Genomic DNA, 24,756 nt, shown 5'->3' on the forward strand with positions numbered 1-24,756 from the left:
TGCCCTGCCGATGCGGCCAAATCGCCAGCATCCGGCACAGGTCATTCAGCGGCGGCAAGGACGGCGCCGCTAGCCTGGTCAACCGTCAAAGAATATTCGAATGCGAAATCAAACCTCAATCATCTCGGCCTAGGCTTGCTTTTACAGGCAATTTCAGGCGCGGATGATGTCGAATTTCAAACATAAATCGTCAGACCGCCCTCTCAGAGGTAGCGTACGGATCAATTTCTATGCTGCGTTCGCCGGGCTTCTTTTCCTGATCTTAACCCTGACTGCAGTTTCGGTTTACTCCGTTCAGCAACAATCCGCGTATCAGGATCAGCTCGACACTTCTTCTCAGGCGGCCATCAACATTGAAAAGGCCAATGGACTGATCTTTGCGGTCGTCATGGAATCGCGCGGCATCTACATGTCGAGCGATGCGGCGACCGTGCAGCGTTACAGTTCCGCGCTGCTGCGACGGAACCGTGAGCTGGCGGATGTCATGGACCAATGGCAGCGCATCGTTCGCGCCGACGATCTCGAGCTGTTCGAGGCTTTCAAGACCCGCGTCTCCGAATTCATTCGGTTTCGTGCGGAGTTGGTGCGTCGCGCCACGACCATCAGCCAGGAGGCTGGTCGGGAATGGGGCGACAACGAAGCCAATCGCTCGGTGCGCAGCGCACTCAACGAAGACCTCGCAGCCCTGGGAACGGTCTACTTCAAGCGCGCTAATGTCATCGCCCGGATGGGCGAGCGGATGCAGCTCACGAAGCTCCTGCTGGTCATCCTGGGCATTGGCGCCGTCGCCATCACCTGCGTGACCGCGTTCCTGCTCAAGGCCTCGGTGATCGCCCCGCTGCTCGACATCACGGCCGCAACAGACCGCATTGCCTCCGGCATGGTCGTGATGACGATCCCGCACATCGCAAGAGATGACGAGATCGGGAAACTGGCGGATGCGGTACAGCAGCTTCAGAAGGTCATCCGGCATAACGAGGACCTTCTGAAGAACGAAATCAAGACGGCACGTGAGCGTGAAATATTCAAGAGCAACGAAGCTCATTTTATTTCTGCCATTGATAATATGGCACAAGGCCTAGTGATGCTAGACGCACACGCTAACGTCATTCTGATGAATGAATCTTACAGAAAAATGTATAAACTTCCGACCAATATCATGGATACACGATGCAGCCTACGCGACATCCTGGCTCACCGCGCCGAAGCCGGCCTTTTTTCTGGCGACCCGTCGGCATATGTTAAAACGATCCTCACCCGCATCGGCCTGGGCAAGCCATCGACAAGCCATGTCAACCTGAAGGATGGGCGCTGGATTCGGGTTTTCGAACAGCCGACGGCGGATGGCGGCTGGGTGGCAACCCATGAGGACTTCACCAAGCAGCACCAGCTCGAGCGCATGCTGGAACGCATCGAGCGGCTGTTCGGCGCTGTGGTCGAAAACATCGACGAGGCCATCCTGGCTCAGGACATGGGCACCAAGCGCTATCTTTTCGTCAATCGCGCCGCGGAAGTCCTGTTCGGCATGTCCCGCGAAGCGATCATGGGGCGGACCGCGCAGGAGGTCTTCGAGGACGACACGGCCGAGAAGATCGACGGTACCGCCAGGCTGACGCCGATCGCCGAGACCGGAACCCGGGAGACAGTCCAGACCATCGCAACACCGGGGAACGGCAAGCGCATCGCCGGAATCCGTCACTTTCCCGCATCCAGCGGCGAAAGCGCGACGCAATGCCTGATCACCCTGATCGACGACAAGACCGACCGGCTGATGCAGACGCGCAAGCTGGCGAGTTGAACGGCGCCTTGGCCTTCATCGATCGGCTCTTCACAATGCGCTGAACCGGCGCGGTTCGCCTTGAGCCGAGCTTTCTTGTCTGTTGCGTTGCACTGGACCATGGTTCGAATCGCGGCGTCCGCCGCCGATCAGCCCAGCCAGGATATCGCCGATGCGCCCGTTGAGTTTTGCCGTCGCCGCGCTTGCCGTCGTGGCGCTCGTCGTCGGACAGCAGAGCGGTTCCGCCAGCACCATCGGCATGGGCGTGGTCGGTTTGCTGCTGGCTTTCGCGACCTGGCGCGCGCAGACAATCGCCACTTTCCTCAGAATCTTCTCGACCATTTTCGCGGTCGAGTATGTTCTGACCGGCGCGGGCTCGGTACTGGCTCAACTCGGTTACTGGCCCGTGAGCCTCCAAGCGCTCGCACCACCGCCCAGCTTGGCGATCACAATCGCAGTCTTCGGCCTCGTGGTTTACGCGATCTCGTTCGTTCCCAGCATCCAACGTATCGCGCGGCTGGCCTCGCCTTATTTCGAGGCTCCGGAATCGACCAAGGCTCAGTTGTGGCCGGCCGGGCCTTTCAGCATCGCTACCGGGCGGCTGGGCGTGTTGCTGCTCGTTTTCCTGGTCGTATTGAACCAGATCCAGGTCGGCATCTCGCTGCGTCTGTCATTCTTCAACCGCGATTTCTACAACGCGATTCAGGAGAAGGACGCGGCGAGCTTCTGGTACCAGTTGATCTATGTTTTCAGCGTCTGGGCCGCGATCTCGGTGGTCTCCAACCTGATCGAGCTCTTGGCCGACTACACATTGAAAATCCGCTGGCGCCGATGGATGGCTGAGAAGTTCAGCGCTGCATGGCTGCACAACGGCAACCACTATCGTGTGGCGCTGGCGGGAGCTGCGGACAATCCCGACCAGCGCATTGCAGAGGACACCCGGGCCTTCGTCAACAACACCTATAATTTTGCGCTGCCTTTGCTGACACAAATTTCGACGCTGGTCTCCTTCTCGATCATCCTCTGGTCGATCCCAGTGGCGAGCATGGTGCCGGGCACCGACATCAGCATTCCCGGCTTCATCTTCTGGATGGCCCTATTCTATTCCATCGCAGCGACTTGGATTGCGCATATGATCGGCAAACCACTAATCTCGCTAGAGTTCGAACAAGAGCGCCGCGAAGCGAATTTTCGCTTCTCACTGGCCCGCTTGCGCGAGTATTCCGAACAGATCGCCTTAATGCGCGGCGAAGCCTCAGAACAGCGTCATCTCAGCGACCGCTTTGGCGACATCGTATCGAATTTCTATCGGCTGGTTTGGGCACGGCTCAAGTTAAGCACCTTCACGTATTCCTTCGGGCAAGCAAACGTCGTCGTGCCTTACATCTTGCTGGCGCCGCACTATTTTTCCAACAAGATTACGCTCGGTATCATGACACAGGTCGCATCGGCCTTTGACCGCGTACAGACGGCGATGTCGTTCTTCATCAGTAGCTATCAAGCGATCGCCCAATATGTCGCTGCCATCAACCGCCTGACCTCCTTCGAGACCGCGATCGCGCAAGCCCAGGCGGCTGGCGTCGGCGACAAAACCATCCACCGCACCCCCGCGCCCGACCGCAACGTCCATGTCGGCGGAGCGACACTGACGCTGCCCAATGGGGCGCCGATCGTGCGGGTGGACGATCTCGATCTAGGCGCGGTCAGGCGCACGCTGGTGGTCGGGCCTTCCGGCTCGGGCAAGTCGACCCTGTTTCGCGCGATTGCCGGCATCTGGCCCTTCGGCGAAGGCAAGGTCGGCATTCCCGCCAACGCCGAGATTATGCTGCTGCCGCAGCGGCCCTATCTGCCGCAGGGCACGCTTCGTGCGGCGCTGGCGTATCCCTCAGAGGCCGATGCCTACGCCGATGCGGCCATCCAGGACGCGATGGACAAGGTCAGGCTCGGCCATCTGCGCGACCGGCTCGACGAGGTCGATCTCTGGGGCCAGCGCCTGTCGGGCGGCGAGCAGCAGCGGCTGGCGGTGGCGCGCGCGCTGCTCGCCAAGCCGGACTGGCTGTTCCTGGACGAGGCCACGGCCTCGCTCGACGAGAAGCTGGAAGGGGAGCTCTACGCCGCTCTCGACACGGCCCTGCCGGAGACACGAATCGTCTCGATCGGCCATCGCAGCACGCTGCGCGAGATGCACGACGCGGTGGTGACGATGGAGCCCAACGAGGACGGCACCTTCACGCCGCGGATGCTGGCGAAGGCGTGAGGCTCAGGAGCGAAGCGGTGGCCGAGAGAAGATGCTTCGTCTGCAACCACATCTTCGAGAATACGAGGCCCGTCTGCCATGTCGTCTTTTTCGATGACGGGGAAATTCAGGTCGATTGCGGCCAGGACGACCATGGCGACGGGGACGAATTCCCCAAAAATTTTCGTCCGGTCGGACTGAATCACATCGTGGTCCGCGACGAATCCTTGCGGGAGATATTTCGACAGGAGAAGCCCAATACGAGCTTCGGCCGAGAGGACGCGCAGTCGCCCTGGATCAGCTACTTCTTGCAATAGCGAAGCGCCGAAGGGGGCCGAAGCCCGCTTCTAACTTTTCAGAGCGCGCGGTCGAAGCGCAGTTCGCCGGCGCCGCCCTTGAGCACGAGCTTGCCGTCGATCAGGTCCCATTTCTGGGTGGCGCGCAGCGCCGTCAGGTAGCTCCGCTCGAAGTCCGACAGGCCCTTGTCGCAGGTGCGCTTGGTCAAGGCGAGCGGGCCGACCGCGAAGGATTGCTGCCGCAGCGGGTAGGCCGAGGCCGAGAAGGTGTTGCACCCGCCAAAGCCCGTGCCGCGCAGGTTCTGGTCGACCAGCAGCGTCGCGCGCCGGTCGGCGATCGGCTTGCCGTTCAGCGAGACCGCGGTCCAGGCGGCGCCGAGCGGGAAGTTCTTCTCCTGCTGCTGCTGGATCGGTGCCGATTGCGGCGTCCCCAGTTCCTCGCGGGATGGCATCTGCCCGCGGCGCTGCGCCAGCGCATCGGTCGGCATCAGCATGGGCGCAGCCAGAATGGTGAGCACGGCGGCATAGCCAAGGCGTTGAATCATTGTCGTCTTACCCGGTCGTCTAACCTGAAGTCGCATATAGGACCCTAGCGCATCGGCCGGCCCCTGTGAAAGCGCGTAGCGACGTATCGTCCCGCAATCAACCGGCAAGCGACGCAGCATATGATTTCAGGCCGATCGTCGAGATGCCGGCACGGAGATTTTGCCCGCACCTGCATCCGGATCCCGCGCGGAGTCGTAGGCATCAAATACGTCGGAAACACGAGGTCCAGTGGCCGGCCCCATCCCCCCGGGGCTGTCTGCGACAGGCGAGGCCGCTGCCCCCAGCAGCGGCCTCGTTCTTGTCGGGGATGTCGAATGCAGCCCGTCGTTGGGGCAGGCTTGTCGTCAGATGCGCGACTGGAGCCGCTCGATCAGCGGATTGGCCTTGCGGAAGACATAGGCCGGCGCGCTGACGGTGATGTCGTCGGCCCCCGCCTTGGCCAGATGATCGACCAGCGAAAACACCGCCTTCTCCGGACAATGGATCGTCACGACGCCGCCCGGCGCGCTTGCGCCCAAAGGCAGCCTGGCGCCAAACAGAGCGCCGAGATCCCCCAGCGTGTCCGAGGCCGCATCGAGCCGCGCCCTGACTTCCCTGACCGAGCGCGCCTCTTCTTCGGCCGCGATCCGCGACAGGATGGCATTGGCCGCCGCCCTCGCCCGCTCGCCCCAGGGCGCGCGGACGGAGGCGACGAGATTGGCTTCGGACGCCAGCATCACGCCGTCGTCGAGGATCTTGAGCGCATTGGCGGCGAGCGTCGCGCCGGTCGTGGTGATGTCGACGACGATCTCGGCCGTGCCGGCGGCCGGCGCGCCCTCTGTCGCTCCGAGGCTCTCGACGATGCGGTAATCGGCGAGGCCGTGGCTGGCGAAGTAGCGCCGGGTCAAATTGACGTATTTCGTGGCGACGCGGAGCTTGCGGCCCTGTCGGATGCGCATCGTCGAGGCGACGTCGTCGAGATCGGCCATCGTGCGCACGTCGATCCAGGCCTGCGGCACGGCGACGACGACATTGGCGTGGCCGAAGCCGAGCGGCGTCAGCATCGCGACGGCGGCATCGGCGCCGGCGACCTGCTCACGCACGAGATCCTCGCCGGTAATGCCGAGATGGACGGCGCCCGAAGCGAGCTGCGAGACGATCTCCGAAGCGGACAGGAACGCGACCTCCGCCCCCTCGACGCCGGCGATCGAGCCGCGATAGTCGCGCTCGCCGCGCGACTTGACGAATTTCAGGCCGGCGCGGCCGAAAAAGGCGGTAGCGTTTTCCTGCAGCCGGCCCTTGGACGGCACGGCCAGGACGAGCGGAGCATCATTCACGAGAGGGGCGTCACTCATGCTGCGTCTCCCGCCAGCCGCTCGAGCCAGATCGAGGCGCCGACCGCCGGGATCGGCGCAGCCGCGCCGAGGCGGCCGAGCACCTGGTCGTAGCGTCCGCCGCCAGCGACGGGCTTGCCGTCGCTGCGGGCATCGTCGTGAAGCTCGAAGATGAAGCCGGTGTAGTAGTCGAGATTGCGGGCGAAGGCGGCCTGGAAGGCTATGCCTGCGACATCGACGCCGCGCACGGCGAGGAAGCCGGTGCGCTCGTCGAAGGCATCGAGCTGGCGCCCGAGATCGAGCGAGGCCTGCTCGGCCAGCGCACGCAGCGCGGCCGAGGCCGCATCGGGATCGCCTGAGATCGTCAGCACCTGCGCCAGCAGCGCCTTGGCCTCGGCATTGACCGGGTTCTCGCGCTCGGCGGCGCGGGCCAGGAAGCGCTCGGCGATATCGCCCGCGCTGCGGCCGCCGACGGTGGAGATGCCCGCGATCGACAGCACATCCTCGACGAAGGCTTTCGCCGCCTTGGGGTCCTGCCCCTCCAGCGCCTTGAGCAAGCCGGCATGGGCGGCGTCGCCCTCCGCCACCGGGGGATCGAGCGCATCGACGGCTTGCGTGCCCTTGCCCTGCACGACGGCGCGCATCAGACGGCGGCGAGCACCTGCGGGAACGACAAGCCCGTCGAGCAGCGCGCCCAGCAGCGCAACGTCGCCCATCACGATCTTCGGCCGCGAGAGGCCGAGCGCGGCCACCGCCTCGACGGTCAGCGCCATGATCTCGGCGTCGGTCGCGGCGAAATCGTCGCGGCCGAAGGATTCCAGCCCGGCCTGAGCGAATTCGCCGGCCTCTCCGCTCCGCATGCGGAAGACCGGGCCGGCATAGGCGTAGGCTGCGGGCTCGGTTTGACCTGAGGCGATGTGATCAAGCGCGACGGGGATGGTGTATTCCGGCCGCAGGCACCAGTCGCGGCCCTCGGCGTCCTGCGTCATGAAGATGCGCCGGCGGATATCCTCGCCCGACAGATCGAGGAAGACGTCCGCCGGCTGCAGGATCGCCGGCTCGGCGCGGGCATAACCCTCGCGCGCAAACAGCGCGATCACGGTCTCGATGCTGGCTGCGATAGCGGGCACGGCGGTTCAATCCTGTTGGCGCGGCTGTCCTAGCAGCGACGGCTGCAATTTTCGACTGATTTGAGGGAATTGGGTGAACGGGAATCGTAGCCACCGGCGTCATGCTCGGGCGGCGCGGGGAACCCTCTCCCGTAGGGAGAGGGCAGGGTGAGGGGTCGGCCCTTGGACATTTGGGCTGAAACCTCACCGCGGCTGCGGTCGAAACCGTGCAAAACTGGTCCAGGAGCCGACACCTCACCCCTGCCCCTCTCCTTACAGGAGAGGGGTTCCCCGCGCGCTACGACGAATGCCGCGCGAGCACCCGCTTCACACCCTCGACCAACTCCGCCATCGGCACGGCAAACTGCGCCTCCGCCTGCCTGGCCTTGTGCTCGGCGGAATCCTTGAGCTCGCGCCCGGCCGCGGCGAGTTCGGCGCCCATGATCAAGTCCTTGATGATGACCGTGCCGGCCTCGCGCTCGGAGGAGCCCTGGATCACCGCGCAGATCGCGCCGCGCCGGTCGGCATATTTCATCTGGGCGTTGAAGCCCGAGGAGCCGAGATAGAGATCGGCGCGGACCAGCGGCTTGCCGTTGGCATCGCTGGCCTTGCGTAACTCCGAGACCATCGCCTGATAGCCTGGCATGAACTCCGGCGACTTGTTGTCCATCGCCGTGACGACGACGAGGGGCAGTTCGCTCTTCGCATCGACGATGGGCGACTTCACCGCCTTCAGCGCCGAATAGAGCCGGGACACGCCGATCGAAAAGCCGGTCGCCGGCACGGGCTCGGGCCGGAAGCGGCCGACCAGCCCGTCATAACGCCCGCCACCCGCGACCGAGCCGAAGCGCACGACCTGACCATCCTCATTGGTGACCGGGAAGGTCAGTTCGACCTCGTAGACCGGGCCGGTATAGTATTCGAGGCCGCGGACAATCGAAAAATCAGTTACGATCCGATCCTCTCCATATCCGGCGGCCTCAACCAGCAGCCTAATCGTATCGAGTTCAGACACTCCCGCCCTTATCAGATCACTTTGAGTAACGGATTCTGCGTATTCAGGGCTACGGTCAACGGCAGCCGGAATACGCATGAGGATTCCCCCTTTCATACCGGCCAGCTTAGGGTTTTCCCGCGGCATCAGCGCGGCACTCGGATTATGGACCAAATCGATCTCTAAAAAGGCGAGGAGGACATTTGACTGCTCCCCGCTCAGCCCCGCACCCTTGGTAAAATCCCCGCTCTCGTCCTTACGCCCCTCGCCCAGCAGCAGCCGCACGCCCTCCGGACCGAACTTGTCGAGCTTGTCGATCGCGCGCAGCACGGTCAGCCGGCGCCCGGCATTGTTCTCGCCGCCGAGGCCGATCGCCTCCATCACACCATCCAATACCTTGCGGTTGTTGACCTTGACGACATAGTCGCCGCGCTTGATGCCGAGCGCCTCCATCGTGTCGGCCGCAAGCATGCAGATCTCGGCATCGGCTGCGACGCTGCCTGCGCCGACGATGTCGGCATCGAACTGCATGAACTGGCGGAAGCGGCCCGGCCCCGGCTTCTCGTTGCGGAAGACGTAGCCGGCGCGATAGCTGCGATAGGGCTTTGGCAGCGCGTCGAAATTCTCCGCGACATAGCGGGCGAGCGGCGCGGTCAGGTCGTAGCGCAGCGAGAGCCACTGCTCGTCATCATCCTGGAAGGAGAAGACGCCCTCGTTCGGGCGGTCCTGATCGGGCAGGAATTTTCCGAGCGCATCGGAGAACTCGACGAAGGGGGTCTCGACGGGATCGAAGCCATAGCGCGAGAAGCTGTCGCGGATGACGGCGAGCATGCGCTCGGTGGCGGCGACATCGGCCGGGCCGCGATCGACGAAACCGCGCGGCTGGCGGGCCTTGAGCTTGTCGGGCTTCGACATGGGATCTTCGCTTCTCTGGTCGTGCAGGCTGCCGCGAGGCGCCGAAATGGTCTGGCCGAGGGGTTAGCCCGCTGACGCGAAGGGGGCAAGTGAAGTGGCGAGCGACAGAGGCGCGTTCGGCGATAGGCCCGGCCGCAACCTTCGGTTAGCATGACACGCATCATCGACAAGGAGGGCACCATGGCGGGTCGGCTTGTAACCCTTTTGACTTGCCTGATGGCCGGGTTGCTGCTCGCCGCCTGCAGCCCGAGCGAGGCCGACCAGCGCAAGGCCTTCATCGCCTTCCTCCAGACCGACGTGCTGCCGAAGCAGGGCGCGCGCGTGCCGCAGCCCAATGCCGAGAAGCTGAAGCCCTTCGGCGATTATGCCGGCCATTATGCTGTGATCACGCGCTTCCACGAGCGGATGAACAATTCCGTCGCCAACCCGATGCAGGAGGCGATGGCCAAGGGCATGCCGCGCTCGATCGAGGAGGTGGTGACGCGCAAGGTCGATATCGCGGCGGTGCGCGCCGGCTTCGTCAAGATGAAGGAAGCGCTCGACCAGGCGGCGGCAGCGGCCGATGCCGAGCGGGCGGCGCTGAAGCAGCCGGACGATCTCGCCAGCGTCTATGCCGCGACCTACGACAAGCTGGTGACGCAGCCGGTCGCGACCTTCCGCGAGATCTTCCCGCCGACGGACGAGGCTTTCGGCGCGGTTCTGGCGATGGCCGAACTGATCGAGACGAACCGCCCGGCGATCAAGCTCAGCGGCTCGCAGATCGAGATCAGCAACGCCGCGCTGCGGGCCAAGGTGCAGGCCGCGATGACGGCGATGTCCTCGAAACAGCGCTCGATGGTCGAGGCCCAGCAGAAGCTGCGGCGGCTGGTTTATGGGAGTTGAGATCGCCTTGGCTGCGCTCTGAAACGCCGCGTCATCCCGGGCTTGACCCGGGATCCATGCCGGAACCTCTCCGATACATGCTCAGGCATGGATCCCGGATCTCCGCTTCGCTACGTCCGGGATGACGATCGCGCTACTCCGCTGCGATCAGCGCCGGCGCCCTTAGCGGCGCATCCGCAATCCCTGCCCGCGCCAGCTTCTCCGGCAGCGGGCCGCCGGTCGCCCAGTCGAGCAGTTCGGCGGTGTGGACGACCGGGGTGGTGGCGCCCTTGTCGGCGAAGCCCTTGGCGAGCTGGGTCATGCAGCCGATATTGCCGGTCGCGACCAGCACGGGCTTCGTCTTCTCGATATTGCCGATCTTGCGCTCGCGCAGGCGCCCGGCGATCTCCGGCTGGAGGATGTTGTAGACGCCGGCCGAGCCGCAGCAGATATGGCCCTCCGGCACCTCCTTCACTTTGAAGCCGGCAGCGGAAAGCAGCCGCTTGGGCCCGTCCTTCAACTGCTGGCCATGCTGCATCGAGCAGGCGGAATGGTAGGCGATCGGCATCGCGACATCCCGGACGGGCGCAAGCTCGATCGTTTCGAGGAACTCGGTGACGTCCTTCGCAAGGCCCGAGACCCGCTCCGCCTTCGCCGCATAGGCCGGCTCGTTGCGGAACATGAAGCCATAATCCTTGATCGTCGTGCCACAGCCCGACGCCGTGATCAGGATCGCATCCAGCCCCGCGCCCTCGAACTCGGCCATCCAGGCGTCGATATTGACGCGGGCGAAGGAAAGCGCGTCAGGCTCGCGGCCCATGTGGTGGACGAGCGCGCCGCAGCAGCCCTCGCCCTTCGGCAGCACGACCTCGACGCCATGGCGGGTCAGAAGCCGGATCGTCGCCTCGTTGATCGCGGGGTCGAGCACTGGCTGGGCGCAGCCGGACAGGATGGCAACGCGCTTGCCCCGTGGCGCAGCGGCGGGGGCGAATGTCTGCGGCCCCTCCATGGTCGAGCGCGAGGGCAGCCGGGCCGGTGCCAGCGCCAGCATCGCCTTCAGCCGCTCGCCTATCAGCGGCAGCGCGCCGAGCGCCGGTCCCAAGGGCTTGGCCAGCATCGCGCCGAGCATGGCGACCCGGAAACGGCCGGGATAGGGCAGGATCGCCGAGAGGATGCGCCGCAGCGCCCGGTCGTGCCAGGAGCGCTCATAGGTCTCCTCGATATGCGCGCGGGCATGGTCGACGAGGTGCATGTAGTTCACGCCCGAGGGGCAGGTCGTCATGCAGGAGAGGCAGGAGAGGCAGCGGTCGACATGCTTGACCACCTCTTGCGTCGCCGGCTTGCCGTTCTCCAGCATGTCCTTGATCAGGTAGATGCGCCCGCGCGGGGAATCGAGCTCGTCGCCGAGCAGCAGATAGGTCGGGCAGGTCGCGGTGCAGAAGCCGCAATGCACGCAGGTGCGCAGGATCTTCTCCGAGGCCGGCAGCCTGGGGTCCGAGGCGAGATGGGCGGGGGTGAAGTTGGTCTGCATGATTACGCTCTGATCGTCCCGTCACCCGCTACGGCTCTCCCTTCTCCCGGATGGGAGAAGGTGGCGCGGAGCGTCGGATGAGGGACCGCCGCTGGTTCATCCGGCACCGTCCGGCCCTCATCCCTGCCCTTCTCCCACACGGGAGAAGGGTTCCCCGCGCCCATCTCAAACCCCCGCATAGATCCGGCCCGGCTCGAAAATCCCGGCGGGATCGAAACTCGTCTTGATCCCCGTGCTCACCCGCATCAGCGGCTCCGCCAGCGGCTCGAACACCGGCACGGCGGCGCGGATCGCGGCGGGTGCGCGCACCAGAGTCGCATGGCCGCCGAGCGGCTTCAGCGCGGCGCGGATTTCGGTCGCGGCCGCGGCCTCGCCCGCCGGCACCGCGAGCCAGACCAGCCCGCCCCCCCAGTCATAGAACCAGCGCGCGCCGGGCGCGCGCGCGGCGATTGCCGCCGTCGCCTTCGGGCCATGGGTGGGCGCAACCGACAGCCGCCACACGGCCTCGTCGGTGCCGGCGAAGAAGCGCGCGTCGCGCACCTCGCGCCAAAGTTCGAGCGAAGCCTCGCCCTCGATCATCTCGGGCGCTCCATGGACGCCCAGCAAGGTCGCAAGCTCGCGGCTGCGATAGTCGATCGAAGCGGAAAAATTCTCCAGCCGCAGCAGCGTACGGGCCTGGTCGGCGCCGATGCCTTCGGGCAGATGCGCGGCGGCGAAGGGCTCGAAGGGCGAACCCAGCGCCGTGCAGAGCAGTGCGACCGCCGCCTCGTCCGACAGACCGCGCCAGACCAGCGTGATGATGCGCTCGGGCGTCGGCAGCACGCGGAAGATCACCTCGGTCAGGAAGCCGAGCGTGCCATGGCTGCCCGCGACGAGCTTCACCAGGTCGAGCCCGGTGACGTTCTTCATCACCCGCCCGCCCGACTTGATCGCCTCGCCACGCCCGTTCACCAGCCTGATGCCGATGAGAGAATCGCGCGCCGCCCCGGCATTGATCCGGCGCGGGCCGGAGATGTTGCCGGCGGCGACCGCGCCGATGGTCGGCTCGCCCTCGCTGCCGAGCAAGGCGCGATGGTCCATCGGCTCGAAGGGCAGCATCTGGCCGCGATCGGCGAGCGTCGTCTGCACCTCGGCGAGCGGCGTGCCGGCGCGCGCGCCGATCACCATCTCGGAGGGTTCATAGAGCGTGATGCCGTTCAGTCCGGCGCTCGAAAGCGTGCTCTGCGTCTGCGTCGGGCGGCCGAGGCCGGCGCGAGTGTTGCCGCCGATGATCGACAAAGGCGTGCCGCTCTCGATCACGGATTTCACGATGGCGCAGGCCTGCGCCTCGGTGGCGGGGATGTGGAGGGTCACGCCGCCACCCGCCCTTCGAGCGGGAACACTTTCGCTGGGTTCAGCAGCCAGGCCTGGTCGAACACCGCCCTCACCCGCATCTGCTGGTTCAGGTCTTCGGGGTTGAACTGGAAGGTCATCAGGTCGCGCTTCTCGATGCCGACGCCGTGTTCGCCGGTGAGGCAGCCGCCGACCTCGACGCAGAGCTTGAGAATGTCCATGCCTGCATCCTCCGCCTTCTGCGCCTCGACGGGGTCGTTGCAGTTGTAGAGGATCAGCGGGTGCAGATTGCCGTCGCCGGCGTGGAAGACGTTGGCGACGCGCAGGCCATAGCCCTTCACGATCTCGTCCATGCGGCGCAGCACATAGGGCAACTGGCCCGTGGGAATCGTGCCGTCCATGCAGATGTAGTCGGCGATGCGCCCGGTGGCGCCGAAGGCGGATTTGCGGCCCTTCCAGATCGCGGCGGCCTCCATCGCGGACTTGCTCTCCTTCACCGTCTTGACGCCGTGCTCCCTGGCGATGGCGACGATGCGGGCGAGCTGTGCATCCATCTCGACATCCGAGCCCTCGACCTCAATGATCAGCAGCGCCTCGACATCCATCGGGTAGCCGGCCTTGGCGAAGGCCTCGCAGATATCGATGGCGGGCTTGTCCATGAACTCCATCGCCACGGGGATGATGCCGGCGCCGATGATCGCCGCGACCGCCTCGCCCGCCTGCTCACTGGTCGGGAAGCCGAACAGCACGGGGCGCGCGCCTTCAGGCGAGCGCAGGATGCGAACCGTCGCCTCGGTGACGATGCCGAGCTGGCCTTCGGAGCCGACGATCAGGCCGAGGATGTCGAGGCCGGGCGCATCGAGATGGGCGCCGCCGATCTCGACGATCGAGCCGTCGAGCATGACCAAGGTGACGCCGAGCACGTTGTTGGTGGTGACGCCGTATTTCAGACAATGCGCGCCGCCGGAGTTCATGCCGATATTGCCGCCGATCGAGCAGGCGAGCTGCGAGGACGGATCAGGCGCGTAGAAGAACCCTTCCGCCGAGACCTCGCCGGTCACCGCGAGATTGGTGACGCCGGCCTGCACCCTGGCAGTGCGATTGGCATAGTCGATCTCGAGGATGCGATTCATCTTGGAGACGCCGATGACGACGGCATCCTCCTGCGGGATCGCGCCGCCGGCGAGCGAGGTTCCGGCGCCGCGCGGCACGACTGGCACGCCCTGCTCGCCGCAGAACTTCAGAACCGCCGCGACCTCCTGCGTCGTCTGGGGCAGCACGACGGCCAGCGGCAGGCGGCGATAGGCGGTCAGCGCGTCGGTCTCGTAGGGACGGCGCTCATCGGCCGAGGTGATCAGGGCTTCGGGCGGAACCAGGCGGGCCAGGCCGGCAATGATCGCGTCCCGTCGCGCGAGGATGCTCTGATCGGGTACGGGAAAGGCAATGGCGGACATGGGCGCGGTTCCTCGGCGGCGGTCTCGACCCTAGACGAAATCGAAACTGCTTGCAGTGCGACCAACGCGCATGATTGTTTCCAATTCAGAAAAGATAACAGCGGGACGACGCTTCATATGGATCGCTTCGGAGATCTCGACGTCTTCGCTCATGTGGTGACCGCGCGCAGCATGTCGGCAGCGGGCCGGCAGCTCAACCTGTCGCCGGCCGTCATTTCCAAGCGCATCCGCCGGCTCGAGGAGCGGCTGGGCGTCAGGCTCCTGCAGCGAACGACGCGGCAGCTCTCGCTGACCGAGGCTGGACAGGGCTTCTATGAGCGCGTGGTCTCGATCCTGTCCTCGATCGAGGATGCCGAAGCCTGGGTCGCGAGCGGCGCCGGCCAGGCACGCGGCACGCTGCGCGTCTCGGCCCCTACCTCGTTCGGGCGCCTCCACATCGCGCCGCATCTCAAGCCCTTCCTAGACGCCCATCCGCTGGTGACGGTCGATCTCGTGCTGAGCGACGCCTTCATCGACATCGTCGGCGAGGGCTTCGACCTGGCGATCCGCATCGCCGATCTCAGAGATTCGAGCCTGGTGGCGAAGCGGCTCGCGCCGAATCACCGCGTGCTCTGCGCCGCGCCGGGCTATCTCGCGGCCTTCGGCGAACCGACGCGCATCGAGGATCTGTCCCGGCATACGCTGATCACGCATAATGCCGACAACTGGCGGCTGGAGGGACCGGGCGGCCCGGTCACGGTGCGCGTCAGCGGCCCGCTGCGGACGAATTCGAGCGAGGTGGTGCGCGAGGCGCTGCTTGCCGGGCTCGGCATCGCGCTGCGCTCGACCTGGGATGTCGGGCCGGAGCTCAAGGCGGGGACGCTGCGCCGGGTCCTGCCGGATTATTCGGTCGGCCGCAGGGTCGCGGTCCATGCCGTCTATCCGAGTCGCCGGCACATGGAGCAGAAGGTCCGCACCTTCGTGGATTATCTCGGTGATCTCTACGGGCAGACGCCGTATTGGGATGCTGGGCTGGAACTGTGAAGCGCGCTGCCGCGCCCGACCCTGCGACTGAAATTCGGAGACCAGATTGATGTTCGGCGTCATCGAAGGCACAGGCTCGACCGTTCTGGACCCGCGCTTCCACCGCGTGATTCCCGGCTCCGCCCGGGTCGAGCGGCTGTGGAGCGGGTCGCGCTGGGCCGAGGGGCCGGCCTGGTTTCCGGCGCATAACACGCTGGTCTGGTCCGACATCCCCAATGACCGGATGCTGCGCTTCGATGCGCTGACCGGCCAGGTCGGCGTCTTCCGCCAGCCGGCGCGGAACTCCAACGGCAACACGGTCGATCGACAGGGCCGGCTCGTCACCTGCGAGCATGGGGCCCGGCAGGTGACGCGCACCGAGCATGATGGACGCATCACCGTGCTCGCCAGCCATTGGCAGGGCAAGCGGCTGAATTCGCCCAACGATCTCGTGGTGAAGTCGGACGGATCGATCTGGTTTACCGATCCCGACTACGGCATCCTCAGCGACTACGAGGGCAACAAAAGCCCAAGCGAGATCGAGGCCTGCCATGTCTACCGCATTGATGGCGAGACGGGCGCGGTGACGATCGTGGCCGACGACTTCGTCAAGCCGAACGGGCTGGCCTTCTCGCCGGACGAGCGCATCCTCTACATCGCCGACACCGGCGCGAGCCACGATCCGGTCAACGGCCCGCGCCATATCCGCGCCTGCGAGGTCACGGCGGACGGCAGCGGGCTTGGCGGCTCGACCGTCTTCGCGACCTGCACGGCCGGGCTGTTCGATGGTTTCCGGCTCGATGTCGAAGGCCGCATCTGGACGAGCGCCGCCGATGGCGTGCACATCTATCATCCCGACGGCACGCTGATCGGAAAGGTCGCGATCCCCGAGGTCGTGGCCAATGTCTGCTGGGGCGGGCCGAAGCTCAACCGGCTGTTCATCTGCGGCACGAGTTCGCTCTATGCGGTGATCACGAGCACGAACGGCGCCGTGCGGCCCGGGGATCGCTGAGCGACAAAAGCTCGCAATGACGTGTGCGTAGCGCCGTCACCCGTGGCACAGCCCTTGCTCAACTGCATGCATCTTGCCCCTCGGAGCTGCATGCATGTTCAAACGTCTGGCTATTTCGGCCGCACTCGCCTTTTCCCTCGCCACGGCGGCGCAGGCGGAGACCGTCGTGCGCTACGGCATCTCGCTGGCGGACATCCCGCTGACCTCGGGCCAGCCTGATCGTGGCGCCGGCGCCTACAAATTCACCGGCTACACGCTCTACGACCCGCTCGTCGCCTGGGAGATGGACGTGGCAGATCGGCCGGGCAAGCTCGTGCCGGGACTCGCCAGCGAATGGAAGGTCGATGCCACCGACCAGAAGAAGTGGCTGTTCACGCTGCGCGCCGGCGTGAAGTTCCATGACGGCTCGACGCTTGATGCCGCCGCCGTGGTCTGGAACCTCGACAAGGTGCTGGACGAGAAGGCGGCCCATTACGACCGACGACAGGCCGCCCAGGTCAAGCCGCGGCTGCCCTCCGTCGCGAGCTACCGCGTCGTCGATGCCAGGACCGTCGAGATCACCACCAAGGCGATCGATTCCTTCTTCCCCTACCAGATGCTCTGGTTCCTGGTGTCCTCGCCGGCCCAATACGAGAAGGTCGGCAAGGACTGGGACAAGTTCGCGATGACGCCCTCGGGCACCGGCCCGTTCAAGCTCGACAAGTTCGTGCCGCGCGAGCGGGCGGAACTCGTCAAGAACGCCGAGTACTGGGACAAGAAGCGCCTCGCCAAGGTCGATCGGCTGATCCTGCTGCCGATGCCCGAGGTGCTGGCGCGCACCAACGCGCTGATCACCGGCCAGGTCGACATGATCGAGACGCCCGCGCCCGACACCGTGCCGCAGCTCAAATCGGCGAAGATGCGGATTGTCGAGAACGTCACGCCCCATGTCTGGAACTACCATCTCTCCGTAGCGCCGGGCTCGCCCTGGCAGGATGTGCGGCTGCGCAAGGCGCTCAACCTTGCCATCGATCGCGAGGGCATCGTCGCGCTGCTGAACGGTCTGGCGCGCCCGGCCTCAGGCCAGGTCGATCCGACCAGCCCGTGGTTCGGCAAGCCCTCCTTCCAGATCAAATACGATCCTGAAGCCGCCAGGAAGCTGCTGGCCGAGGCCGGCTACTCGAAGCAGAAGCCGCTGAAGACCACCTTCGTCATCGCGCAGGGCGGGTCCGGCCAGATGCAGTCGCTGCCGATGAACGAGTTCATCCAGCAGAACCTTAGGGATGTCGGCATCGAGATCGAGTTCAAGGTCGTCGAGCTCGAAGTGCTCTACACGCGCTGGCGCAAGGGCGCGAAGGACGAGATGAACGCCGACGTCACCTCCAACAACATCGCCTATGTCACCTCGGACCCGCTCTACGCCATCATCCGCTTCTTCCACTCCAACCAGGTCGCGCCGGTCGGCGTGAACTGGGGGACGTGGTCGAGCCCGGCGGTGGACGCCCTGCTCGACGAGGCGGCCAAGAGCTTCGACGTCGCCAAGCAGGACGAGCTTCTGGCCAAGGCGCACAGCCTGATCGTCGACGACGCCGTGCTCGGCTGGGTGGTGCATGACACCAACCCGCATGCGCTCTCACCCAAGGTGACCAAGTTCGTGCTGGCGCAGCACTGGTTCCAGGACCTGACCACGGTCGGCGTCGACTGAACCGATCGCCGCCGGAGCCTCAGGGCTTCGGCGGTTCGGGCTTCAACCGGGCCACGATGAACGGCATCGCCACCCCCAGGACCACGAACCGCGCAAGGTGGTGGGCTCCGACATAGAGCGGGTCGAGCCCCATGGCGAAGGCGAGCATCGCCATCGCCTCCAGCCCGCCCGGCGCAAACGCCGCCATCGCCGTCGCATAGGGCACGTCCGCGAGCCAGGCGGCCGGCCAGGCGAAGGCAAAAGCGACCACGAGCGCGACGACGAAGCTGCCGATCGCAAGCGGGAACAGCGCGGCAAGCTCATGCCGCTTCACCGTCGAGACGCGACCGCCCATCACGGCCCCGAGCAGGATCAGCACGGCGATCTGGATCGAGCCGGGCAGCGTGCCTTGGATGTAGCCGCTGCCATGGAGGGCAGCGCTGGCCAGGGTCGAGCCGAGGATGATCGGCGCGGTGACGCCCATGCGCTCGAACAGAAGGCCGGCAGCGAGACCGCAGGCGAGCAGCAGCAAAAGATCGCCCGCGCCGACGACATGCGACACCGGCGGCAGGCCGACGATGCCCTGGCCGGCCATCTGCATGATGCTCGGCAGGAACGCGACCAGCACGAGGATGCGGAAAAGCTGGATGACGGCGATCTTGCCGATGTTGGCGCCCTTGGCCTGCGCCACCGCAATGACGGCCGATAAGGCGCCGGGGGCGGCAGCCAGCAGCGAGTCGATCCAGGACCAGCGCGCCACATACCGGAGATAGGCGCCGCTCGCGAGCATGATCGCGATGAGCGCAAGGAACAGCATGGCGAGCGAGCCTGGATAGCGCGCAGCGGCGGCCACGGCCTCTGGTGTCGCTGCAGAGCCGATTAGCGCTCCTGAAACCAGCATCGTGGCGTCGAACCATGGCTTGCGCAGGTCGGGCAGCGGCCGGAGCACGCCGACGACCGCAACCAGCAGCATCGACCCCGACAGCCAGGCAGCGGGGACATCGAACAGGGAGAGTGCCGCTCCGCCACAGCCCGCAAGGGCGATCACGGCCATCTCGCGCCGCAGCGTCGTCAGTCGCGTCGAGTGGATCGGTGAGCGTGCCATGGCGTCCGCGCTGCGCGCCGCCGTCATGCGTCGCCTGCGGCGTTCATGATCGGCCTGCGTCGGGCGGTCAATTTCCGTCGCGTCGCAAGCACGCGCGCCTGCCTTGCATGCAGAGCAGGCGCGCGCCCGATCGAAGCGCCTCAGCCCGCCGCGAGCGCCCGCTGCAGCCGTGCCACGACTTCGACGAGATCAGACGATTTGCGGGCAAAGCAAAGCCGCAAGCCCGTCTCGCCGCCCGCGCCGAAGGCGGTGCCGGGCGCGAGGCCGACATTGGCGGTGTCGACGAGTTCGATGGCGAGCGCGCGCGAATCCTCGCGGCCATCGACCGAGAAGAACTGGTAGAAGGCGCCGTCCGGCGGGGCCAGCGTCACCCGGTTGGTCGCCTTCAGCCCCTCGGCGATGATCCTGCGCCCTTCGGTCGCGCGCGCGATCTGCTCGGCGACGAAGGGCTCGCCCTGTTCGAGCGCGGCGATGGCGGCGCGCTGGACGAAGACCGGCGAACCCGAGGTCGAATACTGGATCAGGTTCTCGATGATCTGACCGAAGGCCGGCGGCGCCTCGATCCAGCCGACGCGCCAGCCGGTCATGGCCCAGTTCTTCGAGAAGGTCTGGACGAAGAGGACGCGGTCATTCTCGTCCATGACGTCGTGGAAGGAGGCGGCGCGGGCCGACCCGTCATAGACGAAGCGGGCATAGATTTCGTCGGCGATGATCCAGATTCCATGCTTGCGCGCCAGCGCCAGGATCGCGGCCAGTTCATCCTTGGTCGCCGTCCAGCCGGTGGGGTTGGCGGGCGAGTTGATCGCGATCGCGCGCGTCTTCGGCGTGATCGCGGCGGCCAGCCGGTCGAGATCGAGCGAGAAGCGGCCATGAACGTAGTCCATGGGAACATTGACCGGAATCGCGCCGCCGATGCCGATGGCGGCCGCGACATTCGGCCAGGCCGGCGTCGGGATCACGACCTCGTCGCCCGGGCCGGTGATCATGCGCACGACGATCTGGACCGCCTGCATGCCCGAGCCGGTTATAAAGAAGCGGTCCATCGCGAAGGGCTGGCCGTAGAGCGCGGTGTGATAGCGTGCGAGCGCCTCGCGCAGATCGGGAATGCCGCGCTGCCAGGTGTAGAAGGTCTCGCCGTCGGCCAGCGACTTGTTGGCGGCGCGCGCGATGAAATCGGGCGTCGGCAGATCGCCCTCGCCGACCCAGAGCGGGATCAGCCCCTCCTTAAGCCGGCCGTGGTTGACGACCTCGACGATGCCGCTCTCGGGGGCATTGCAGGCCTCCGGGCGCAGATCGGAGATCAGGCCGGAGCCTGGAAGCGTGACGGTGGACATGGCGGCAACCTCGCGACTGTGACCCGCCAGCTTTAGCCGATGACGGCGCCGGCACGCATGAAATCGCGAGATCGGGTCGATCGGTCACGGTGATGAATCAGCGTGACCGATCAGGCAGCGTCACACCGTCTTCTGCTTGAGCAGGTCGCGGATTTCGCCGAGCAGAACCACGTCCTCGGCCGGCGGGGCTGGAGCCTTCGGCTCTTCCTTTTGCGACTTCTGCAGCCGGTTGATCGCCTTGACGACTAGGAACAGGACGAAGGCGATGATCATGAAGTTCACCGCGATGGTGATGAAGTTGCCATAGGCCAGCACGGCGCCCTGCTTCCTGGCCTCGGCCAGGCTCGTGGCGGTGATGCCGCTGTTGAGACCGATGAAATAATTCGAGAAATCGACGCCGCCGAGCGCGCCGATGAACGGCATGATGATGTCGTTGACGAGTGAATCGACGATCTTGCCGAAGGCCGCGCCGATGATCACGCCGATCGCGAGATCGACGACATTGCCCTTCAGCGCGAATTTCTTGAATTCCTCGATCATGCTTGGTCCCTTCTCCAGTCTGGCGCCCTGAACCCGGTCCGGCCACGCCGCGTCGCAATGCCAGACGCTAGAGAAGAATGTCGGATGTGGAAACCAGTTCCCACCGGCTAAGCTCCTGATCTAGGGTCCGGCCAGCGCGGCGCCCGACGATGGAGGCAGCATGATTCCGGCATGGTCCGTCGTCCTGGTGGCGCTGGCCTATCTGTGCGCGCTGTTTGCAGTCGCCCATGCCGCCGACACGTCGGGCCACCGGCTTGTCAGCGGGCGGGCGCGTGCGACGATCTATGCGCTGGCGCTCGGGGTCTACTGCACCTCCTGGACCTTCTACGGCTCGGTCGGCTTTGCCAGCCGGGCAGGGCTCGACTTCCTCGGCATCTATGTCGGGCCGATCCTGGTGATCGGCTTCGGCCACCGCTTCGTCGGCCGCATCGTCAGCATTGCGAAATCGCAGAACATCACCTCGATCGCGGATTTCGTCGGGGCCCGCTACGGCAAGAGCGAGCGCGTCGCGGCGCTGGTCTGCCTTGTCGCCGTGATCGGCGCCCTGCCCTACATCGCCCTGCAGCTCAAGGCGGTGGCGAGTTCGCTCTCCGTGCTGCTGACCGCGACCGGAGGGCGCCCTGCGACACCGGACGGGCCGGTCCTCACCGATCTCGCCTTCCTGGTCGCGCTGGTGCTGGCCGGCTTCGCCTGCGCCTTCGGCACAAGGCATATCGATGCGACCGAGCATCAGGACGGCCTCGTGCTCGCCATCGCGGTCGAGTCGCTGGTCAAGCTGGTGGCCTTCCTCGTGCTCGGCGTCTTCGTCGTTTACGGGCTCTATGACGGCGCGGGCGACCTCCTCGAACAGGCAGCGAAGCTTCCAGACGGCATGACGCCGATCTGGGAGCGGACCTCGAACTGGCCGACCTTCCTGACGCTGACGCTGCTCTCGGCCTGCGCTGCGCTGCTGCTGGCGCGGCAGTTCCACATGACGATCGTCGAGAACCGGGATGCGCGCGACGTCCGCCGCGCCGCCTGGATGTTCCCGATCTACCTCATCCTGATCAACCTGTTCGTGCTGCCGCTCGCCATCGCCGGCGAATTGCTGATGCCGGGGGCAGGCGTCGACCGCGACATGACGGTGCTGCTGCTGCCGCTGCAGCGCGACGCCGGACTGCTCGCGCTGCTGGTCTTCGTCGGCGGGCTTTCGGCCGCGACCGCGATGGTGATCGTCGCCTCGGTCGCGCTCGCGATCATGATCTCGAACCACCTCGTGATGCCGCTCCTGCTGCGCGGACGCCGTGGCCTGAGCGATCCCGCCGGCTCGAAGGCCCAGCTCGAAGCGCAAGGGGCGGGCTACGGCACCATGGGCGGCGATCTCGGCTCGCAGGTGGTGATCATCCGGCGCATCGCGATCCTCGGCGTGATCCTGCTCGGCTATGCCTATTATCGCGCCGCGGGCGAACAGGCGCTGGTGGCGATCGGGCTTTTGTCCTTTGCCGCGACGGCCCAGATCGCGCCGGCCTTCTTCGGCGGGCTCGTCTGGCGCCGTGGCACGGCACTGGGGGCGGCGGCTGGGCTGATCATCGGCATCGCGACCTGGGCCTATACGCTGCTGATGCCGAGCCTGGCGCATCCGGGCAGCTACTGGAGCGAGATTGTCGCGCTCGGACCGTTGGGCAAGGCAGCGCTGCGGCCGGAGGCGCTGTTTGGGCTCGACCTGCCGGCCCTGCCCCATGGCGTGGTCTGGAGCCTCGGGCTCAACATCCTGGCCTATATCGGCTTCTCGCTGCTGCGCCCGGCCACCGCGATGGAGCGTCTCCAGGCCAATGCCTTCGTCGAATCCGACCGGGCGACGATGGCGCAGTCCTTCTCGCTCTGGCGCTCCAGCGTCACCGAAGCCGAGCTGCAATCGACGATCGGGCGCTATCTTGGCCAGGAGCGGACGCAGCGCGCCTTCGAGGGCTTCGCCAGCAGCCGCGGCGAGGCGCCGACCCCGACGCGCGACGCCGACATCCACCTGCTGCGCTTCGGCGAGCACCTGCTCTCCTCGGCGATCGGCGCGGCGTCCTCGCGGCTCGTGCTGTCGCTCCTGCTGCGACGGCGCAACCTCACCACCGAGGCCGCCTTCAAGCTGCTCGACGACGCCTCGGCGGCGCTGCAATACAACCGCGACATCCTCCAGCACGGGCTCGACCATGCCGGGCAGGGCATCACCGTGCTCGACCGCGACCTGCGGCTGCTGGCCTGGAACCAGGCCTTCATCCAGCTTTACGACCTGCCGCCCGGGATGGTGCGCTTCGGCACGGGCCTCGACGAAATCGTGCGCTACAACGCGGCGCGCGGCGCCTATGGCGATGGCCAGCAGGACGAGTTGATGGCGGCGCGCCTGCAAAGCTTCGTGCGCGACCGCGAGCCGGTGCGGCTCAAGCTCCATCCTTCGAAGAAGGTCATCGAGATCCGCACCAACCCGCTGCCTGATGGCGGCTTCGTCACGACCTATACCGACATCACCGAAAGCGTCGAGGCGCAGGAGGAGCTGGAGCGCACCAATGAGAGCCTGGAGCGGCGCGTCGTCGAGCGCACCGAGGAGATCCTGCGCGTCAATGCCGAGCTCCAGCGCGCCAAGGCGGAGGCGGAGGAGGCCAATGCCTCGAAGACGCGCTTCCTCGCCGCCGCCAGCCACGACATCCTGCAACCGCTGAACGCGGCGCGGCTCTATGCGACCTCGCTGGTCGAGCGCGATCGGACCGCCGGCAGCCCCGACCTCGCCGAGAACATCGACGCCTCGCTGGACGCGGTCGAGGAGATCCTGACCGCGCTGCTCGAGATCTCGCGCCTCGACGGCGGGGCGCTGAAGCCCGAGCTGACCTCCTTCCGGCTCGACGAGCTGATCCGCCAGCTCCAGCGCGAATTCGAGCCGAGCGCCCAGGAAAAGGGCCTCAAGCTGGTATTCATGCCGACCAGCCTGGCGCTGCGCTCAGACCGCAGGCTGCTGCGCCGGCTGCTGCAGAACCTCGTTTCGAACGCGATCAAGTACACGCCGAGCGGCAAGGTGCTGATCGGCTTCCGCCGGCGCGGCCCGCAGATATCCGTCGAGGTGCTCGACACCGGGCTCGGCATTCCCCAGGGCAAGCAGAAGACCGTGTTCCGCGAATTCCAGCGGCTCGACCAGGGCGCCAGGGTGGCGCGCGGGCTCGGGCTCGGGCTCTCGATCGTCCAGCGCATCGCGCGCACGCTCGACCACAAGCTGACGCTGGATTCGGTGCCCGGCCGGGGCAGCCGCTTCGCGGTGCTGGTGCCGCGCGCCTCGCCCTTGCCCGAGATGAGCACGAGCGCCACGCCGCGCCAGATTCCGGCCGGACAGCTCGCCGGGCTCAAGCTCCTCGTCATCGACAACGAGCCGGCGATCCTCGATGGGATGAAGCGCCTGCTCGAGGGCTGGGGCTGCACCGTCGCGACGGCAGCCGGGCTCGACGAGGCGCTGGTGCTGGTGAAGCGGCGCGAGCCCGACGTGGTCATCGCCGACTACCATCTCGACCATGGCAACGGCCTGACCGCCATCAGCACGCTGCGGGAGCGCGCGCGCGCGCCGACGCCGGCGATCCTGCTGACGGCCGACCGTTCGCCGAATGTGCGCGAGGCGGCGGCTGCGCTCGACGTCCACCTGCTCAACAAGCCGCTCAAACCCGGCGCGCTGCGCGCCCTGCTGGCGCAATGGCGCGCGACCCGGGTCGCAGCCGAGTAGCGCTGC

17 protein-coding genes are annotated in these 24,756 nt (G+C 66.2%); 7 read left to right on the forward strand and 10 right to left on the reverse strand.

Annotated elements, in window-relative coordinates; genetic code table 11:
* Positions 1 to 166: 166 nt before the first annotated feature.
* Both AC1DYU_RS08955 and AC1DYU_RS08960 read left to right on the forward strand, forming a co-directional pair.
* Positions 167 to 1,798: a PAS-domain containing protein gene (locus AC1DYU_RS08955; RefSeq protein WP_476791334.1), complete on the forward strand. Its 1,632-nt coding sequence runs from the start codon at positions 167 to 169 to the stop codon at positions 1,796 to 1,798.
* Between the two features lie 160 nt (positions 1,799 to 1,958).
* Positions 1,959 to 4,034 carry an ABC transporter ATP-binding protein/permease gene (locus AC1DYU_RS08960; protein WP_476791335.1) on the forward strand — a complete coding sequence of 692 codons (2,076 nt, stop codon included), beginning with the start codon at positions 1,959 to 1,961 and terminating at the stop codon, positions 4,032 to 4,034.
* A gap of 334 nt (positions 4,035 to 4,368) precedes the next feature.
* Here the strand turns inward: AC1DYU_RS08960 and AC1DYU_RS08965 are convergent, their stop codons facing one another.
* The 4 genes from AC1DYU_RS08965 to hisS all read right to left on the reverse strand — a co-directional run bounded on the left by AC1DYU_RS08965 (position 4,369) and on the right by hisS (position 9,186).
* Entirely contained in the window at positions 4,369 to 4,854 is a 486-nt protein-coding gene (locus tag AC1DYU_RS08965) for an META domain-containing protein (RefSeq protein WP_476791336.1), read from the reverse strand.
* 345 nt (positions 4,855 to 5,199) lie between these two features.
* On the reverse strand, positions 5,200 to 6,189 hold the full coding sequence (hisG, locus tag AC1DYU_RS08970) for an ATP phosphoribosyltransferase (RefSeq protein WP_476791337.1): 990 nt from the start codon (positions 6,187 to 6,189) through the stop codon (positions 5,200 to 5,202).
* Entirely contained in the window at positions 6,186 to 7,298 is a 1,113-nt protein-coding gene (locus AC1DYU_RS08975) for an ATP phosphoribosyltransferase regulatory subunit (protein ID WP_476791338.1), read from the reverse strand. Before AC1DYU_RS08975 ends, hisG begins: the two co-directional genes overlap by 4 nt.
* A 277-nt stretch (positions 7,299 to 7,575) precedes the next feature.
* Positions 7,576 to 9,186, reverse strand: coding sequence for a histidine--tRNA ligase (hisS, locus tag AC1DYU_RS08980; protein ID WP_476791339.1), 1,611 nt, complete (start codon positions 9,184 to 9,186; stop codon positions 7,576 to 7,578).
* Positions 9,187 to 9,336: 150 nt separating this feature from the next.
* Between hisS and AC1DYU_RS08985 the strand changes: the two genes are divergently transcribed.
* On the forward strand, positions 9,337 to 10,068 hold the full coding sequence (locus AC1DYU_RS08985) for a DUF3053 family protein (protein WP_476791340.1): 732 nt from the start codon (positions 9,337 to 9,339) through the stop codon (positions 10,066 to 10,068).
* A 133-nt stretch (positions 10,069 to 10,201) separates the two neighbouring features.
* Here AC1DYU_RS08985 and glcF read toward each other — a convergent pair whose 3' ends face one another.
* The 3 genes from glcF to AC1DYU_RS09000 form a co-directional block, all read right to left on the reverse strand.
* A complete protein-coding gene (glcF, locus tag AC1DYU_RS08990; RefSeq protein ID WP_476791341.1) occupies positions 10,202 to 11,578 on the reverse strand; it encodes a glycolate oxidase subunit GlcF in 1,377 nt (458 codons plus the stop codon).
* Between the two features lie 165 nt (positions 11,579 to 11,743).
* Positions 11,744 to 12,931, reverse strand: coding sequence for an FAD-binding protein (locus tag AC1DYU_RS08995; protein ID WP_476791342.1), 1,188 nt, complete (start codon positions 12,929 to 12,931; stop codon positions 11,744 to 11,746).
* On the reverse strand, positions 12,928 to 14,364 hold the full coding sequence (locus AC1DYU_RS09000; RefSeq protein ID WP_476791343.1) for an FAD-linked oxidase C-terminal domain-containing protein: 1,437 nt from the start codon (positions 14,362 to 14,364) through the stop codon (positions 12,928 to 12,930). The genes AC1DYU_RS08995 and AC1DYU_RS09000 overlap by 4 nt, the downstream gene beginning before the upstream one ends.
* 117 nt (positions 14,365 to 14,481) lie before the next feature.
* On the opposite strand from AC1DYU_RS09000, the gene AC1DYU_RS09005 reads away from it, so the two are divergent.
* From AC1DYU_RS09005 to AC1DYU_RS09015, 3 genes are all read left to right on the forward strand, one after another.
* Complete coding sequence (locus tag AC1DYU_RS09005; protein ID WP_476791344.1) at positions 14,482 to 15,387, forward strand: LysR family transcriptional regulator; 906 nt, start codon at positions 14,482 to 14,484, stop codon at positions 15,385 to 15,387.
* Between the two features lie 49 nt (positions 15,388 to 15,436).
* Positions 15,437 to 16,378, forward strand: coding sequence for an SMP-30/gluconolactonase/LRE family protein (locus AC1DYU_RS09010; protein ID WP_476791345.1), 942 nt, complete (start codon positions 15,437 to 15,439; stop codon positions 16,376 to 16,378).
* A 94-nt stretch (positions 16,379 to 16,472) separates the two neighbouring features.
* Positions 16,473 to 18,062, forward strand: coding sequence for an ABC transporter substrate-binding protein (locus AC1DYU_RS09015; RefSeq protein WP_476791346.1), 1,590 nt, complete (start codon positions 16,473 to 16,475; stop codon positions 18,060 to 18,062).
* A gap of 19 nt (positions 18,063 to 18,081) precedes the next feature.
* Here the strand turns inward: AC1DYU_RS09015 and AC1DYU_RS09020 are convergent, their stop codons facing one another.
* The 3 genes from AC1DYU_RS09020 to mscL form a co-directional block, all read right to left on the reverse strand.
* Positions 18,082 to 19,146 carry an AbrB family transcriptional regulator gene (locus tag AC1DYU_RS09020; RefSeq protein ID WP_476791347.1) on the reverse strand — a complete coding sequence of 355 codons (1,065 nt, stop codon included), beginning with the start codon at positions 19,144 to 19,146 and terminating at the stop codon, positions 18,082 to 18,084.
* A gap of 140 nt (positions 19,147 to 19,286) precedes the next feature.
* A complete protein-coding gene (locus tag AC1DYU_RS09025) occupies positions 19,287 to 20,480 on the reverse strand; it encodes a pyridoxal phosphate-dependent aminotransferase (RefSeq protein ID WP_158483744.1) in 1,194 nt (397 codons plus the stop codon).
* Between the two features lie 120 nt (positions 20,481 to 20,600).
* Positions 20,601 to 21,020, reverse strand: coding sequence for a large conductance mechanosensitive channel protein MscL (gene mscL, locus AC1DYU_RS09030; protein ID WP_158483743.1), 420 nt, complete (start codon positions 21,018 to 21,020; stop codon positions 20,601 to 20,603).
* 160 nt (positions 21,021 to 21,180) lie between these two features.
* Here mscL and AC1DYU_RS09035 point away from each other — a divergent pair, with 160 nt between their 5' ends.
* Positions 21,181 to 24,750: a PAS domain-containing hybrid sensor histidine kinase/response regulator gene (locus tag AC1DYU_RS09035; RefSeq protein ID WP_476791348.1), complete on the forward strand. Its 3,570-nt coding sequence runs from the start codon at positions 21,181 to 21,183 to the stop codon at positions 24,748 to 24,750.
* Positions 24,751 to 24,756 lie beyond the last annotated feature (6 nt).

The organism is Allobosea sp. P2_B12 (genome assembly GCF_056404835.1).

Coding starts and splice junctions, on each gene's coding strand:
- AC1DYU_RS08955 (WP_476791334.1), top strand. CDS start 167: ATGTCGAATTTCAAACATAAATCGTCAGACCGCCCTCTCAGAGGTAGC.
- AC1DYU_RS08965 (WP_476791336.1), bottom strand. CDS start 4,854: ATGATTCAACGCCTTGGCTATGCCGCCGTGCTCACCATTCTGGCTGCG.
- hisG (WP_476791337.1), bottom strand. CDS start 6,189: ATGAGTGACGCCCCTCTCGTGAATGATGCTCCGCTCGTCCTGGCCGTG.
- hisS (WP_476791339.1), bottom strand. CDS start 9,186: ATGTCGAAGCCCGACAAGCTCAAGGCCCGCCAGCCGCGCGGTTTCGTC.
- AC1DYU_RS08985 (WP_476791340.1), top strand. CDS start 9,337: ATGACACGCATCATCGACAAGGAGGGCACCATGGCGGGTCGGCTTGTA.
- glcF (WP_476791341.1), bottom strand. CDS start 11,578: ATGCAGACCAACTTCACCCCCGCCCATCTCGCCTCGGACCCCAGGCTG.
- AC1DYU_RS09000 (WP_476791343.1), bottom strand. CDS start 14,364: ATGTCCGCCATTGCCTTTCCCGTACCCGATCAGAGCATCCTCGCGCGA.
- AC1DYU_RS09005 (WP_476791344.1), top strand. CDS start 14,482: ATGGATCGCTTCGGAGATCTCGACGTCTTCGCTCATGTGGTGACCGCG.
- AC1DYU_RS09010 (WP_476791345.1), top strand. CDS start 15,437: ATGTTCGGCGTCATCGAAGGCACAGGCTCGACCGTTCTGGACCCGCGC.
- AC1DYU_RS09015 (WP_476791346.1), top strand. CDS start 16,473: ATGTTCAAACGTCTGGCTATTTCGGCCGCACTCGCCTTTTCCCTCGCC.
- AC1DYU_RS09020 (WP_476791347.1), bottom strand. CDS start 19,146: ATGGCACGCTCACCGATCCACTCGACGCGACTGACGACGCTGCGGCGC.
- AC1DYU_RS09025 (WP_158483744.1), bottom strand. CDS start 20,480: ATGTCCACCGTCACGCTTCCAGGCTCCGGCCTGATCTCCGATCTGCGC.
- mscL (WP_158483743.1), bottom strand. CDS start 21,020: ATGATCGAGGAATTCAAGAAATTCGCGCTGAAGGGCAATGTCGTCGAT.
- AC1DYU_RS09035 (WP_476791348.1), top strand. CDS start 21,181: ATGATTCCGGCATGGTCCGTCGTCCTGGTGGCGCTGGCCTATCTGTGC.